The organism is Flavobacterium sp. RSB2_4_14, assembly GCF_051547085.1.
In the GTDB taxonomy this organism is placed as follows: Bacteria; Bacteroidota; Bacteroidia; order Flavobacteriales; family Flavobacteriaceae; genus Flavobacterium.
The window spans coordinates 264,262-278,336 of record NZ_JBPTTL010000001.1 but is presented as its reverse complement, the minus strand read 5'-3'; the positions used below and the strand labels follow the sequence as shown (position 1 = coordinate 278,336).

Genomic DNA, 14,075 nt, shown 5'->3' with positions numbered 1-14,075 from the left:
ATGTTGCTAGCAGTTGTACAAACGCTTTATTATTAACATACTTCCATAATATGATGTACACAAACAAATTATGAAATTTGCGTATTGAATTATATTTTCCAAGTTGGTCGATTTTCCAGACTCTTCGTCTTTGAGTTGCCACATTGTCAAGTAATACATATTTCTGCCTTTCTTTTTGAGTATGAAATTGTCTGATATTTTATAAAGTAAAAGGTATAAAATTCCATAAATTGGATACAACAAATTTTGCCTTTCTAGACAATCAAAACTGTTATCAAACTGTAATAATAATCCAATAAGTAATAAAACTATTGAAATTATTAGAGCCCTTTTGTACATTCTTGGAAGTCTAAAAATTCTCAATGTATGTGGTAAAGCAAATCCCATTATCATTACAATCCCAAAAATAAAAACTCCACAAATCCAATATAAATTTTTAATTATTTCCAAAATATTGTCTTTTTTTTAACGTTGTTTTTCGGTATAGTTTTTAACTTTATTATTGGTTTATAATGTTTTTATTTTCCGCTCTTTAATTCTACGGCTACTTTTTCTAATTCCATATACCAATCTTCACCAAACTTTCTAATCAATGCTTCTTTGACAAATTTATAAACAGGAACTTCTAGTTCTTTTCCCAAAGAACATGCTGGATTACAAATATCCCAACGGTCATAATTGACAGCCGAAAATTCTGAAAATTCTTTTACTCGAATTGGGTATAAATGACACGAAACTGGTTTTTTCCAGTTAATTATTCCCTGATTATAGGCTTGTTCAATGCCGCAAAGCGCTGTTTTTCCATCAAAAATGACGTAAGCACAATCTTTATTGTCGATTAATGGTGTTTCTAAATCTTGATCCGTACCTACAACCCAAGTTCCCAATCGCTCGATGGCTTCAATGCCTTCTTTTCTTAAAAAAGGTTTTACTTTAGGATAGATTTCTTCTAAAATTTTGGTTTCTTCTTTGCTCAAAGGCGCGCCAGCATCGCCATCAACGCAACATGCACCGTGACAAGCCGATAGGTTGCACACAAAATCTTTTTCGAGGATATCTTCTGAAACTATGGTTTTTCCTAATTGAAACATGTTACTTTTTTAATGACGACAAAAGTACAAATCAAAATTGGCTTGTGAGTAGTATTAAAAACCTAATTTTGCAAAAAAACAAAGGGTATGAATTTAGACATTAGAGAAATTGCAACAACAACAATGGTGCTTTTTGCCGTGATTGACATTGTGGGAAGCATTCCTGTAATTATTGATTTGAGGTCTAAGTTTGGCCATATTCAATCGGGAAAAGCTAGTTTGGTTTCTGCTGGAATTATGATTGCTTTTCTTTTTGTGGGAGAAGAAATCCTCAAATTAATTGGAATAGATGCCAATTCGTTTGCAGTGGCAGGTTCGTTTGTGTTATTCTTTTTAGCATTAGAAATGATACTCGGTATCCGATTGTATAGAGATGAAAAAGCGACTTCGGCTTCAATTGTTCCCATTGCTTTTCCACTTATTGCTGGTGCAGGAACGATGACTACATTACTTTCACTACGAGCAGAATTTCAATCTATTAATATTATTGTAGCTATACTTTTGAATATTATTTTGGTGTATTTGGTTTTAAAATCATCTTCCAAAATTGAAAAAATGTTAGGAGAAAATGGCTTAAGCGTCATCAGGAAAGTATTTGGGGTTGTACTTTTAGCCATTGCTGTTAAATTATTTGCTGCTAATGTTAAAGGACTATTTGCATAACTCTAAAAATTAGTATTTTTGCATTATAAATTTATTTTATGAAAATTTTTACCAACATACTTATTTTTCTTGCTGTTGCACTTATAATAGTAAATGTTTTTCTAATTGACTTCAACAAACCATTAGAAGGAAACAGTATGATTGCTCTCATTGGGATTGTGGCTTCATTTTGTGCCATTTTAATTCTTTTGATTTTTAGAATGTCAAAAAAAATCGAAGAAAAATTAAGAAACTAATTCCATGTTTGACGTTTTAATAATTGGCGGTGGTGTTTCGGGTATGTCATGCGCTTTGATTTTAGGGTCAGGTTTAAGTAAGCCTTTCGCTGCTGACAAAAAAATCGGAATTATTACACATCAAAAAGCTTCCTCGCTACAAGATGCATTGTTCAATAACGCCTACGGAATTCCGGCAGGGAAATTAGGTTCAGCCCTTTTAACAGAAAGCATTAACCAACTTCAAGAATTATATCCTCAAGTAGTCCAAATTCCTAATGAAAAAGTAATGAGAATTGAAGGTGTGGCTGGAAATTTTACTGTTATTACCAATAAAAATTCTTATCCAACGCAACTAGTTGTTATCAGTATAGGTGCAGGAAATCCTTTTACTATAGATGGTTTGGAAGAGTTTGTAATGCCACATCAAAAAGTAATTGTAGAAAAAAATAGAATTCAATTAAAAAACATTGACCATAAAGTTACTGATGGCATTTATGTTACGGGAACTTTGGCTGGTTGGCGAAGTCAATTAGCTATTGCAGCCGGAAGTGGTGCAGCTGTAGCTACTGATATTCTTACGCTTTGGAACAATGGAATTCATGTTCAAGTACATGATAGTGTAAAGAAGTAAGATTTATTTCAATATAGCTTTCAACATCGCATCATCTTTCAACAGAATTTGATAATATTGGTTTTCACCAAAAAGTTGTCGGGCAAATTCAGCTGTAATGAATTTTTTTACCAAAGCTTTATTATTTGACAAAGTCATGTCCAGGCCAGAGTCTTTCAAGTAACTTTCGAATTTAAAAACATAAAGATTATCGTGTTGTATTTTAGATAGTAAATCTGGCTGTTTTAATCCTTTAAAATTATTTCGGTTTTTATCTAATTGTTCGAAAACAAAATGACTCACCAAACCAGAATTTAAAATATAAGCCAAACTTTCCTCTCCTTTTTTTACTTCTAATGGTACAAAAACATCAGGAACGATTCCGCCACCACCATAAACAATTCGTCCTTTTTTGGTTTTAAACTTTAACGAATCGGCTATTTTCATTTTGTCTTTACTATACAATTCTCCACTTTCAAAACGAGTTTCAAAATCATGACTGTATTTTTCTCCTTCACCTTTCACATAAGGTTTTTGGATAGAGCGACCACTTGGTGTGTAATATCTAGAAGTAGTCAATCTTACCGCTGAACCATCATCAAAATCCATTTCGCGTTGCACTAATCCTTTCCCAAAAGAACGTCTTCCCACAATAGTTCCTCTATCGTTATCTTGAATGGCACCAGCCAAAATTTCGCTAGCCGATGCGGAGTTTTCATCAATCAAAACATATACTCTTCCCGTTTCAAAAATGCCTTCTTCGGTGGCAAATGTTTTTGTAATGTTTCCTTTTCTGTTTTTGGTGAAGACAATTAACTCTTTATTTTTCAATAATTCGTCGGCAACTTCTACTGCTTTTTCCAAATAACCGCCACCATTATCGCGCAAATCAATGACCAAAGTAGTCATGCCTTGTTTTTTCAATTCTTCCAAACCTAACCGGAATTCATCATAGGTATTTTCGGAAAAACGATTGATTTTAATATAGCCTGAGGTTTTGTTCAACATCAAATAAGCATCTACACTTTTTATTGGAACTACTTCGCGAACAACAGGAATTTTCAATTTTTTATTAGAACTTTTTCTATAAATGGTAAGCAAAACATTGGAACCTTCTTCTCCTTTTAATTTGCTGAATAAACTATCTGTTGGTAATTTTCGTCCAAAAAGTTTGGATTTATCTGCATATAAAATTCTGTCGCCCGATTTAATTCCCGCTTTGGCTGCTGGACCATTTTCTAGAGGTTTTACAACAGTTACAGTGTCATTGTACATAAAAAAATTAACACCAATTCCCACGAAATCACCTCTCATAATTTCGGCTTCTGATGATTGTTCACTTGGCGGAATGTAAACAGAATGAGGATCGAGATTGGCCAAAATACTGTTCACTGTTAAATCTACAATAGAATCAGAATTGACATCGTCTACATATTCGTCATTAATAAAATCAATGAGTCGCTCTAGTTTTATTTTACGCGCATTTTGTTTGGAAATTTTTCTTTCTGGAAAATTCAACATACCACCAATGATTATTCCTAGCGCAACGCACGAGAAAAGTAATATAGGTAAGTAGTTGTTTTTTGATTTCATTATTCTAAATTTTCAATTTGATGTACTTCAACACCTGCTTTTTGAAGAAATTCTAAACCAGAAGTGTCTCGATAGCCATGTTGAAACACCACACGTTTTATCCCTGATTGATGTATCAACTTACTGCATTCTTTGCATGGTGACAGCGTAATATATAAAGTAGCATTTTCACAGGTTTGTGTTGAACGAGCTACTTTGGAAATAGCATTTGCCTCAGCATGAAGTACATACCATTGTGTTAGTCCTTCTTCATCTTCACAGCAATTTTCAAAACCCGAAGGTGTTCCATTATATCCATCAGAAATAATCATTCGGTCACGAACAATAATGGCACCAACTTGTTTGCGTTTGCAATAGGATAATTTACTCCATTCGGCAGCAATTCTTAAGTAAGCGGTATCGTATTTTTTTTGTTTTATTTCTTTCATTACAAAAATCAAAAAAGGGTTGCATTAAGTCATTTTTCCTTAAGATAATAACCTGAATAAGGATAGCAAATATACCGAAAGGTTTGGCTTCAAATAAGAATTATTTATACCAAATTTCATTTTGAACAATAATTGGTATAATTACTCCGACAGTGAAAGCAGATACAATTAATATCCAATCTCGTTTAGAATATTTGAATAAATTTTGAACGACATAAGCCAAAAGTAACGCACCAATTACCACAATAATTTGTGCTACTTCAATACCAAGCGCAAATTCAAAAAGTGGTAATAATTTATCAGTTGGTTTTCCTGAAAGGATGCTGTTAAAATAATTAGAAAAGCCTAAACCGTGAATAATTCCAAAGAAAATGGTAACAAACCCAACAAAGGTGATGTTCTCCTTTTTACTGCTTTTCCCAGCCATAATGATGTTGTATAAAGCTGTAATCAGTATGGTTATGGGTATTAAAAGCTCAACAATGTCAGGCTTTATAGAAACGATATTAAAAACGGAAAGAAACAAAGCTAACGTGTGTCCTAAAGTAAAAAAGGAGACTAAAATTAGGATATTCTTCCATGATTTAAATTCATAAGGAACAGTTAGAGCCAAAAGAAATAAGATGTGGTCGTATGCAAAAATACTGAGCACATGTTTTAATCCAATAGTGAAATATATCCAAAAATCTGACATGGTGATTTGGTGGTTTTGGAACGTAAACTTACAATTTATTTTAATTGACCATCATAATTTATTCCTAAAATCGATGTAAAACATTTTTACAAATCGTTTTCTAAAAAAAGGAAATTGCCTTACCTTTGTAGTATTAAAAACCAATAGTATTATGTCAATAGCAGATTTATTTGATAGTGAATTTAAAAGCAGAATGAAAGGACGTTTTTCAGCAGTAGCACGGGTATTGTATGCCGATGGTGCTTTTGATGAAGACGAGAAAATGTTTTTGGACAAGTTAGCTTTAAAATTAGATATTTCGAAACAGGAATATGATGAAATTTTAGAAAACCCTTTAAAATATGAGTTAAATCCACCTTATCTATATATAGAAAGATTGGAGAGTTTGTACCATATTGCAAAAGTGGTTCACCATGACCATCACTTGGGTGATAAACAAGAAAGATTGTTAAGAAAATTTGCAATAGCACTTGGTTTTAGTACAAGTAACGTGGAATATATTGTCAAAAAAGCGCTTGTTCTAGTAGATAAAAAAGTAGACTTAGACACTTTCATTTTTGAAATGCAAAATATGAACAGATAAAAAAAATTCCCGATTTAATCGGGAATTTTTTTTAACTATATTTAGCCATAAACTCTTCTGCTTTTGCTACCATATTATAACTTCCGCAGAAAAAGGGAACGCGTTGATGCAGTTCTGTAGGTTGAATTTCCATAATTCTACCAAATCCGTCAGTTGCTTTTCCACCAGCTTGTTCGGCAATAAACGCCATCGGATTGCATTCATATAACAAACGGAGTTTCCCATTGGGAGATTTTGAACTTGTTGGATAAATATAAATACCGCCTTTAATCATGTTGCGGTGAATATCCGAAACCAAACTTCCAATATATCTTGAAGTGTAAGGTCTGTCACCTTCTTCCAACTGGCAATATTTTAAATAATCTTTTACACCTTGCGGGAAATGAACATAATTTCCTTCATTGATGGAGTAAATAGTTCCGTCTTTGGAAAACTTCATGTTAGGATGCGATAAATAAAATGTCCCAATGGCTGGATTTAATGTGAAACCATTCACGCCGTGACCTGTAGTGTAAACTAACATTGTTGAAGTTCCATAAATCACATAACCTGCAGCTACTTGCTGTGTTCCTGGTTGAAGAAAATCTTCACTAGTAACAGGTGTTCCAATGGGTGTTCTTCTTCTGAAAACTGAAAAAATGGTTCCTACAGAAACATTGACATCAATGTTTGAAGAACCATCCAAAGGATCCATCAAAACCACATATTTATTGCTATGTGAATTATCTGAACCAGAAACGGTAATAAAATCATCGTTCTCTTCTGAAGCGATACCACAAACAATTTCGCGGTTGATTAATGTTTGAATAAACACCTCATTAGCATAAACATCTAATTTTTGTTGATCTTCTCCTTGAATATTTTGTTCGCCAGCAGCGCCAACAATATCAACCAATCCAGCTTTATTTACTTTGTAGTTTACGACCTTGGCCGCTAATCGAATTGAGTTGATAATTCGAGATAATTCTCCCGAGGAATATTGAAAAGCATTTTGATTTTCAATGATAAATTCTCCTAAGGTTTTGTTGCGTTCTTCCATTACGAAATCGTTGTAGTTGTGGCTGCAAATATCGTTATTTTTGTCAAAGAAAAAATCTATTTCAACAAGAAATTATTAATTGTATTTTTGCACCAAATTTTTCCAAAATGATTATCAGAAAAGGCGAAAAAAAAGACATGAAAGCGGTGCTTGAACTCATTCAAGAATTAGCCACTTTCGAGAAAGAACCTGATGCAGTTGTTGTAACAGTTTCTGATTTGGAACGAGATGGCTTTGGAGACAATCCATTGTTTTATACTTTTGTTGCAGAGCTTGATGGAGAAGTCGTTGGGATAGCTTTATATTATTATCGCTATTCGACTTGGAAAGGAAGAACCATTCATTTGGAAGATTTAATTGTGAAAGAAAAAATGCGTGGATCAGGTTTGGGATTTGCATTATATTCAGAAATTATTGCTCAAGGCAAAAGAGATAATGTTCGACGAATAGAATGGAATGTTCTCGATTGGAACACACCAGCTATTGATTTTTATATAAAATCAGGTGCAAAAGTGTTAGACGATTGGCGTGTAGCACAAATGGATGAAAACGGAATTAATGAATTTTTAAATAAATTGTAATGAGAATATTCAAATTTGGTGGCGCTTCAGTAAAAGATGCCGATAGCATAAAAAATGTATATAGTGTTTTGGAAAATGTGGGACATGAAGACACACTTTTAGTAATTTCCGCTATGGGAAAAACCACGAATGCTTTGGAGATAGTGATTAAAAATTACTTTGATAAATCGCCTGAATTGCATTCTTCATTACAAGATGTAAAAAAGTACCACTATCAAATTTTACTTGACCTTTTTGATGATGAAGAGCATGATGTCTATTTTGCCGTGAATAGTCATTTTGCTGATTTAGAGTATTTTTTACGCAGTAATAAATCACCAAATTATAATTTTGTGTACGATCAAATTGTGAGTTACGGAGAAATTATTTCTACTACAATTGTAAGTCATTATTTCAATCATGTAGGTATGAAAAACAATTGGATTGATGTTAGAAATTTCATTAAAACCGATAACAATTATCGTGATGCAAGTGTTGATTGGGAAAGAACTCAACAGTTTATTTCAAAAGGAGTAAAGAAAAAAGCGCTCAATATTACGCAAGGATTTTTAGGTTCTGATGATAATAATTTCACCACTACATTAGGTCGTGAAGGTTCCGATTACACCGCAGCAATTTTTGCTTATTGTTTGAATGCTGAAAGTGTAACTATTTGGAAAGATGTTCCTGGCGTTATGAATGCAGATCCAAGATATTTTGAAAATGCCTTGTTGTTAAATCAAATTTCCTATCGTGAAGCAATTGAGTTGGCATTTTATGGCGCCACTGTTATTCACCCAAAAACATTGCAACCACTACAAAAGAAAGAAATTCCATTGTTTGTAAAATCGTTTATCAATCCTTTATTACCAGGAACAAGTGTTTCTAAAGGGAAAGATTTAGAACCTCAAACACCATGTTTCATCATAAAAAGAGACCAATTATTACTCTCGTTGTCGTCAATCGATTTTTCATTTATCATGGAAGAAAACATTAGCGAGATTTTTGCTTTGTTTCACCTATTTAAGATGAAAGTGAGTTTAATTCAAAATTCAGCCATTAGTTTTTCGGTGTGTATTGAAGATAAATTTGGCAATTTCAATGAGTTGAAAACTATTTTGTCCAAAAAATTCAAAGTATCTTACAACGAAAATGTATCTTTATACACTATCAGACATTTCACTGCAGCAGCAGCTGAAATTGTAGAAAAAGATAAAACAGTTTTGTTAAAACAAATTTCTAGAGAAACAATGCAAGTGGTCACAAAGGAGTAAATTAGTCTTGCATTTAATAATGTAATTATACACAAAACAGCTTTTTTACGTTTTTTATTATGTATGCTAAAAAAATTGCTGATATTGTTTGTATTCTTTGCTTTTTCTAAGCTTTCGGCTCAGGAAATCAAATCGCTTTATCAAACAAAAAAAGTGGCTGTTTCGACTGATACTATTGCCATTGAAAAAGTAAGTATCAGCCCAAGTTTTTTTAAGTTATTGACTTCCAATGGAAAAGAAATCGACACTCTTTATTATAAAATGGATTTCAAAACTGGAAAACTCTTTTTCAAAAATGGGTTTACTGCAAACGATAGCATCACCATTCGGTATTTTAAATTTCCCGAACATTTAACCAAAACCTACAGTATTTACGACCAAGATAAAGTGGTTCCAAACGAAGCTGGAAATCTTTATAAAGTCAATCGTTCTGTAAAAAAGTTTGTTCCGTTTGACGGATTGAATACTTCGGGAAGTATTTCTCGTGGCGTAACTATTGGTAACAATCAAAACGCGACGGTCAACTCTAATCTCGATTTGCAAATTACAGGTAGAATATCCGATAAAGTTTCGCTTCGCGCTTCTATTCAAGACAGTAATATTCCGCTACAAGACGGAGGTTATTCCCAAAAACTAGATGAGTTTGACGAAATTTTCATTGAACTTTTTACCGATAATTGGACTATTCGTGCTGGTGATTTATTTCTGGAAAATAGACAGTCACGATTTCTGAATTTTAATAAAAAAGTACAAGGACTTTCCACGCATTTTACTTTGGGTGGCGAAGAAAACAAGACGGACATTTTTGCTTCTGCAGCTTTGGTTCGCGGACAATATGCTAAAAGTTCGTTTACAGGACAAGAAGGAAATCAAGGACCTTATAAATTGCGTGGTAACAATGGCGAGTTATATGTTTTAGTAATTTCGGGTTCAGAAAGAGTTTTTGTCAACGGAATTTTGAAAAACCGTGGCGATAATAATGACTATATAATTGATTACAACGCTGGAGAAATAACGTTTACCTCACTTTTTCCCATTACTTCCGAAATGAGAATCGTAATTGAATATCAATATTCCGAGAGAAATTATACGCGTTTTGTTACTTATGGCGGAGCAAATCATGAAGCAAAAACATGGAGTTTGGGCGGTTATTTGTATTCTGAAAATGATGTTAAAAACCAACCATTACAACAAAATTTAACAACAGAACAAGTCGAGATTCTTAAAAATGCTGGAGATGATACTAATTTAATGATTTCACCATCGGCTTATTTGGATACTTATTCAGATAACAAGATATTGTATAAAAAAGTAACGGTAAATAGTGTGGAGGTTTTTGAATATTCCAACAATCCCAACGATGTTCTGTATAACGTTACGTTTTCCTTGGTAGGAACAAATCTTGGTAATTATATTTTATTGAATTCATCAGCAATTGGTAAAATTTACCAATATGTAGAACCTCTAAACGGTATTCCACAAGGAAGTTATGAACCCATTACGAGATTGGTTGCGCCAACAAAAATCCAAATAGCTACTGTTTTAGGGAAATACAATCCGAGTGAAAAGACATTTGTTGATTTTGAACTTGGTGTTAGCAATAATGATTTGAATTTATTTTCATCCATTGATGATAACAATAATAAAGGTGTTGCTGGGAAATTAAATTTCAAACAAAGATTATATTCTAAAAAATGGCAAGTAGATGCCTTTGGAAATTATCAATTTGTGCAAGAAGATTTTAAAACCATAGAGCGATTATTTAATATAGAATTCAATCGCGATTGGAATTTAACCACTTTTGAAGGCAATCAAAGTTTGCTTGTTTCGGGATTGGATTTCATTTTGCCCGAAAAAGGGAAGTTGAGGTATCAGTTTGAAAAGTTAGATTTTTCCAAAAGTTTTTCAGGAAATCGTCACCTTATTAATGGGTTGTTTGTACTAAAAAATTGGAATATTCTACAAAATTCTAGTGTGTTGAATAGTGATGGTAGCTATTCGAAAACCAAATTTTTAAGAAATGACAGTCAAGTGAAGTATCATTTTAAGAAAAATTGGGTTGGCAGTAGTTTTCGGATGGAAGATAACAATGAGCAATTAGTAGCAACGGGTCAATTATCTGCTTTAAGTCAAAAATTTTCAGAATTTGGCGCATTTGTGGGTCGTGGCGACAGCACCAAAGTTTTTGTAGAATTAGGATATCTTCATCGCGTTAATGATAGTTTACAAAACGGCTTATTACAAAAAGTAAATACCTCACAATCCTATTATTTGAAATCCAAGCTACTACAAACTAAAAAAAGTGACTTAACCCTTTTTGTCAATTATAGAAATTTGAAATATGAAGACAATACTCGTCAAGACGAACCATCATTAAATTCCCGATTATTGTATAATGACCAATATTTCAATCAATTCATGCAAGTTACAACGGCTTATGAAAACACCTCTGGAAGTATTGCTCAACAAGAATTTACCTATTTAGAAGTAGAACCCGGACAAGGAATTTATACTTGGAATGATTATAACGGTAATGGAATTCAGGAATTAGAAGAGTTTGAAGTGGCACCATTTATTGACCAAGCAAAATATGTTCGGGTCTATTTACCTAATCAGATTTTTATTAAAACACACCAAAACAAATTTTCACAATCTTTGACTTTAAATCCAACAAAATGGCAAAATGAGAATGGGTTTAAAAAGGTTTTGTCTCATTTCTATAACCAAACATCCTATTTAGTAGAAAGAAAAACAGAGCAAAATGGTGATAATTTTTATTTTAATCCGTTCACGGCTTCCGAAGAAAATTTATTGGGATTAAATTCCAGTTTCCGAAATAGTTTGTTTTATAATCGTGGAAAACAAAACCATTCAGTAACCTATACTTTTATTCAAAATCGATTAAAAAGTTTACTCTCTGTTGGTTATCAAGAAAGTAAAAATGCCTCACACCAATTACAATATCTTCATTTACTCCAAAAAACATGGCTCTTTTCATTGGCTTCAAAATCGATAGAAACAAGTTTCGTTTCAGAGAATTATTCGACACGAAACTTCACTATTTTGGGTTATCAGTTCAATCCAAAAATCTCTTATTTGTTTAATAAAAATGCGAGTTGGGATGTTTTTTATGAATACCAAAACAAAGAAAACCAAATTGGAGATTTCGAAAAACTGTTGCAAAGCAGATTTGGAACATCATTTTCTTATGCCAATCAAAATAAAATTACGATGAACGGAGAATTTTCGTTCTATCAAAATAAATTTCAAGGCGATGCATTATCTCCGGTAGCTTTTCAAATGCTGGAAGGATTGCAACCCGGAAAAAACATGACGTGGCGACTACTTTTACAAAAGAATTTGACGCAGTTTTTAGATATTAACCTCAATTATCAAGGAAGAAAATCGGAGACGAGTCAAACGGTTCATACTGGAAATGTGCAACTTCGCGCTTATTTTTAAGACACAATTTAGTAATGAATTGTATTTTTGTTTACTTTTAATCACCTAATTTCTAAAACAAAATAGTATGAAAAAATTATTTTTAGTATCGTTTCTTTCAGTTTTCGTCTGGTATTCGAATGCTCAAGAGAAAAAAACAGAAAAACCAAAAACCACCACAGAAAAATCTTCTCAAACCAAAAAAACAACCAAATCTAGTGTTCCTTTGAAAAAGGATGGAACTCCGGACAAAAGATATACTTCTTCTAAAAGTCAAAATGTTCCATTAAAAAAAGACGGAACTCCAGACAAACGATATACTGCTTCGAAAGAAAAAACAAAAAAAGAAAAGCCATCTAACGAAAAAGCACCCAAAAAGAAAGATAAAGCAACCGGAAAATATAAAGGAAAAACAGTTTACACTGGTCCAAAAGGTGGTGAATATTATATCAATTCTAACGGAAATAAGACCTATATTTCTGATTAAAACGGAACAAAACTATGATTTTATTAAAAGTGATTTTTTCGAAAAGAAAAATCACTTTTTTTTATGCTTTGGAAGCAAATTGAAGGCAACAATAAATGTTAAAATTTCACAGAAAGAAAATTCTTAACTTCCTTTGTTTTAGGGCTTTTTTTGATTTTCATTTTTCATAAAATACTGAAAAGCAAATAGTTATATTTTTTGCAAAACCCTACTTAAAAGGCGTGTTTTGTTAAAAACTAGACCCGATTGTGAATAAGTTTGACTTTCTTTTTACGTTTCATTTGACAATCTTTGTAACATACAGATTTACACAAAATAAACCCAAATAGTAAAAAAAAATCAAAATGGCTACTATCGAACCAATTTTAAAAGAAAACAAAGATCGCTTTGTAATTTTTCCAATCAAGCACCAAGACATTTGGGAATGGTATAAAAAAATGGAAGCTAGTTTTTGGACAGCCGAAGAAATTGACCTGCATCAAGATTTATCCGATTGGAACAACAAGTTAAATGACGATGAAAAATATTTTGTCAAACATATTTTAGCTTTTTTTGCTGCTTCAGATGGAATTGTAAACGAAAATTTGGCCGAAAATTTTGTTAATGAAGTGCAATATCCAGAAGCCAAATTCTTCTATGGCTTTCAAATCATGATGGAAAACATTCATAGCGAAACCTATTCGCTATTGATAGATACTTATGTTAAAGACGATGCAGAGAAAAACCAACTTTTTCACGCTATCGATGTATTTCCTGCTGTGAAGAAAAAAGCGGATTGGGCTTTAAAATGGATATCATCTGATTCCTTTGCGGAAAGATTAATTGCTTTTGCAGCTGTTGAAGGAATCTTTTTCTCAGGTGCATTTTGTTCTATCTATTGGTTGAAAAAACGTGGTTTGATGCCAGGATTAACATTTTCCAATGAGTTGATTTCTCGTGACGAAGGTGTTCACTGTGATTTTGCTGTGCATTTACACAACCATCACTTGGTCCACAAAGTGTCCAAAGCTAGAATTACCGAAATCATCACTGATGCTTTAAATATTGAAAGAGAATTTATTACCGAATCACTTCCAGTGAGTTTGATAGGAATGAACGCAACTTTGATGACACAGTATTTAGAATTTGTTGCCGATAGATTATTGGTGGAATTAGGTTGCAAACGAGTGTATAACTCTAGTAATCCATTTGATTTTATGGACATGATTTCGTTGCAAGGAAAAACAAATTTCTTCGAAAAACGTGTAGCCGAATACCAAAAAGCAGGTGTAATGAACACCGACTCAGAAGCAAGTAAAATTAGTTTCGACGCTGATTTTTAATCTGAACTCGTTTCAGATTCTTTTATAAATAAAACAAAACAATTACAAATAACCCGAAATAGAGAAGGGATT

Annotated in this window: 14 protein-coding genes; 9 read left to right on the top strand and 5 right to left on the bottom strand. The window is 32.7% G+C overall.

Features of this window, described 5'->3' with window-relative positions; all coding sequences use genetic code 11:
- Nucleotides 1-518: 518 nt before the first annotated feature.
- Entirely contained in the window at nt 519-1,091 is a 573-nt protein-coding gene (locus ACSVH2_RS01280) for a DUF3109 family protein (protein ID WP_438091351.1), read from the bottom strand.
- An 87-nt stretch (nt 1,092-1,178) separates the two neighbouring features.
- Between ACSVH2_RS01280 and ACSVH2_RS01275 the strand changes: the two genes are divergently transcribed.
- Genes ACSVH2_RS01275 through ACSVH2_RS01265 form a run of 3 tightly spaced genes read left to right on the top strand, consistent with a single transcriptional unit; the run spans nt 1,179 to nt 2,603 of the window.
- Nucleotides 1,179-1,754 (top strand): MarC family protein, encoded by a 576-nt coding sequence (locus ACSVH2_RS01275; protein ID WP_438091350.1) that lies wholly within the window; start codon nt 1,179-1,181, stop codon nt 1,752-1,754.
- Nucleotides 1,755-1,792: 38 nt separating this feature from the next.
- Entirely contained in the window at nt 1,793-1,990 is a 198-nt protein-coding gene (locus ACSVH2_RS01270; protein ID WP_438091349.1) for a hypothetical protein, read from the top strand.
- Nucleotides 1,991-1,994: 4 nt separating this feature from the next.
- Nucleotides 1,995-2,603 carry an FAD-dependent oxidoreductase gene (locus ACSVH2_RS01265; RefSeq protein ID WP_438091348.1) on the top strand — a complete coding sequence of 203 codons (609 nt, stop codon included), beginning with the start codon at nt 1,995-1,997 and terminating at the stop codon, nt 2,601-2,603.
- 3 nt (nt 2,604-2,606) lie between these two features.
- On the opposite strand, the gene ACSVH2_RS01260 is transcribed toward ACSVH2_RS01265, so the two are convergent.
- The 3 genes from ACSVH2_RS01260 to ACSVH2_RS01250 form a co-directional block, all read right to left on the bottom strand.
- On the bottom strand, nt 2,607-4,175 hold the full coding sequence (locus tag ACSVH2_RS01260; RefSeq protein WP_438091347.1) for a S41 family peptidase: 1,569 nt from the start codon (nt 4,173-4,175) through the stop codon (nt 2,607-2,609).
- Nucleotides 4,175-4,603 carry a deoxycytidylate deaminase gene (locus tag ACSVH2_RS01255; protein WP_438091346.1) on the bottom strand — a complete coding sequence of 143 codons (429 nt, stop codon included), beginning with the start codon at nt 4,601-4,603 and terminating at the stop codon, nt 4,175-4,177. The genes ACSVH2_RS01260 and ACSVH2_RS01255 overlap by 1 nt, the downstream gene beginning before the upstream one ends.
- A gap of 100 nt (nt 4,604-4,703) precedes the next feature.
- Complete coding sequence (locus ACSVH2_RS01250; protein ID WP_438091345.1) at nt 4,704-5,297, bottom strand: HupE/UreJ family protein; 594 nt, start codon at nt 5,295-5,297, stop codon at nt 4,704-4,706.
- 151 nt (nt 5,298-5,448) lie between these two features.
- Between ACSVH2_RS01250 and ACSVH2_RS01245 the strand changes: the two genes are divergently transcribed.
- Nucleotides 5,449-5,880 carry a TerB family tellurite resistance protein gene (locus ACSVH2_RS01245; protein WP_438091344.1) on the top strand — a complete coding sequence of 144 codons (432 nt, stop codon included), beginning with the start codon at nt 5,449-5,451 and terminating at the stop codon, nt 5,878-5,880.
- A gap of 31 nt (nt 5,881-5,911) precedes the next feature.
- On the opposite strand, the gene fbp is transcribed toward ACSVH2_RS01245, so the two are convergent.
- The gene (fbp, locus tag ACSVH2_RS01240) at nt 5,912-6,919 is read right to left on the bottom strand and encodes a class 1 fructose-bisphosphatase (RefSeq protein WP_438091343.1); all 1,008 of its coding nucleotides are present in this window, start codon (nt 6,917-6,919) and stop codon (nt 5,912-5,914) included.
- Between the two features lie 107 nt (nt 6,920-7,026).
- Between fbp and ACSVH2_RS01235 the strand changes: the two genes are divergently transcribed.
- From ACSVH2_RS01235 to ACSVH2_RS01215, 5 genes are all read left to right on the top strand, one after another.
- Nucleotides 7,027-7,500: an N-acetyltransferase family protein gene (locus tag ACSVH2_RS01235; protein WP_438091342.1), complete on the top strand. Its 474-nt coding sequence runs from the start codon at nt 7,027-7,029 to the stop codon at nt 7,498-7,500.
- The gene (locus tag ACSVH2_RS01230; RefSeq protein WP_438091341.1) at nt 7,500-8,753 is read left to right on the top strand and encodes an aspartate kinase; all 1,254 of its coding nucleotides are present in this window, start codon (nt 7,500-7,502) and stop codon (nt 8,751-8,753) included. The genes ACSVH2_RS01235 and ACSVH2_RS01230 overlap by 1 nt, the downstream gene beginning before the upstream one ends.
- Nucleotides 8,754-8,816: 63 nt before the next feature.
- On the top strand, nt 8,817-12,215 hold the full coding sequence (locus ACSVH2_RS01225; RefSeq protein WP_438091340.1) for a hypothetical protein: 3,399 nt from the start codon (nt 8,817-8,819) through the stop codon (nt 12,213-12,215).
- Between the two features lie 67 nt (nt 12,216-12,282).
- Nucleotides 12,283-12,681 carry a hypothetical protein gene (locus ACSVH2_RS01220; RefSeq protein WP_438091339.1) on the top strand — a complete coding sequence of 133 codons (399 nt, stop codon included), beginning with the start codon at nt 12,283-12,285 and terminating at the stop codon, nt 12,679-12,681.
- A 344-nt stretch (nt 12,682-13,025) separates the two neighbouring features.
- The gene (locus tag ACSVH2_RS01215) at nt 13,026-14,003 is read left to right on the top strand and encodes a ribonucleotide-diphosphate reductase subunit beta (protein ID WP_438091338.1); all 978 of its coding nucleotides are present in this window, start codon (nt 13,026-13,028) and stop codon (nt 14,001-14,003) included.
- Nucleotides 14,004-14,075 lie beyond the last annotated feature (72 nt).

Excerpts from the sequence above, each read along its gene's own strand:
- ACSVH2_RS01280 (WP_438091351.1), bottom strand. The coding sequence starts at position 1,091 with ATGTTTCAATTAGGAAAAACCATAGTTTCAGAAGATATCCTCGAAAAA.
- ACSVH2_RS01275 (WP_438091350.1), top strand. The coding sequence starts at position 1,179 with ATGAATTTAGACATTAGAGAAATTGCAACAACAACAATGGTGCTTTTT.
- ACSVH2_RS01270 (WP_438091349.1), top strand. The coding sequence starts at position 1,793 with ATGAAAATTTTTACCAACATACTTATTTTTCTTGCTGTTGCACTTATA.
- ACSVH2_RS01265 (WP_438091348.1), top strand. The coding sequence starts at position 1,995 with ATGTTTGACGTTTTAATAATTGGCGGTGGTGTTTCGGGTATGTCATGC.
- ACSVH2_RS01260 (WP_438091347.1), bottom strand. The coding sequence starts at position 4,175 with ATGAAATCAAAAAACAACTACTTACCTATATTACTTTTCTCGTGCGTT.
- ACSVH2_RS01255 (WP_438091346.1), bottom strand. The coding sequence starts at position 4,603 with ATGAAAGAAATAAAACAAAAAAAATACGATACCGCTTACTTAAGAATT.
- ACSVH2_RS01250 (WP_438091345.1), bottom strand. The coding sequence starts at position 5,297 with ATGTCAGATTTTTGGATATATTTCACTATTGGATTAAAACATGTGCTC.
- ACSVH2_RS01245 (WP_438091344.1), top strand. The coding sequence starts at position 5,449 with ATGTCAATAGCAGATTTATTTGATAGTGAATTTAAAAGCAGAATGAAA.
- fbp (WP_438091343.1), bottom strand. The coding sequence starts at position 6,919 with ATGGAAGAACGCAACAAAACCTTAGGAGAATTTATCATTGAAAATCAA.
- ACSVH2_RS01235 (WP_438091342.1), top strand. The coding sequence starts at position 7,027 with ATGATTATCAGAAAAGGCGAAAAAAAAGACATGAAAGCGGTGCTTGAA.
- ACSVH2_RS01230 (WP_438091341.1), top strand. The coding sequence starts at position 7,500 with ATGAGAATATTCAAATTTGGTGGCGCTTCAGTAAAAGATGCCGATAGC.
- ACSVH2_RS01225 (WP_438091340.1), top strand. The coding sequence starts at position 8,817 with ATGCTAAAAAAATTGCTGATATTGTTTGTATTCTTTGCTTTTTCTAAG.
- ACSVH2_RS01220 (WP_438091339.1), top strand. The coding sequence starts at position 12,283 with ATGAAAAAATTATTTTTAGTATCGTTTCTTTCAGTTTTCGTCTGGTAT.
- ACSVH2_RS01215 (WP_438091338.1), top strand. The coding sequence starts at position 13,026 with ATGGCTACTATCGAACCAATTTTAAAAGAAAACAAAGATCGCTTTGTA.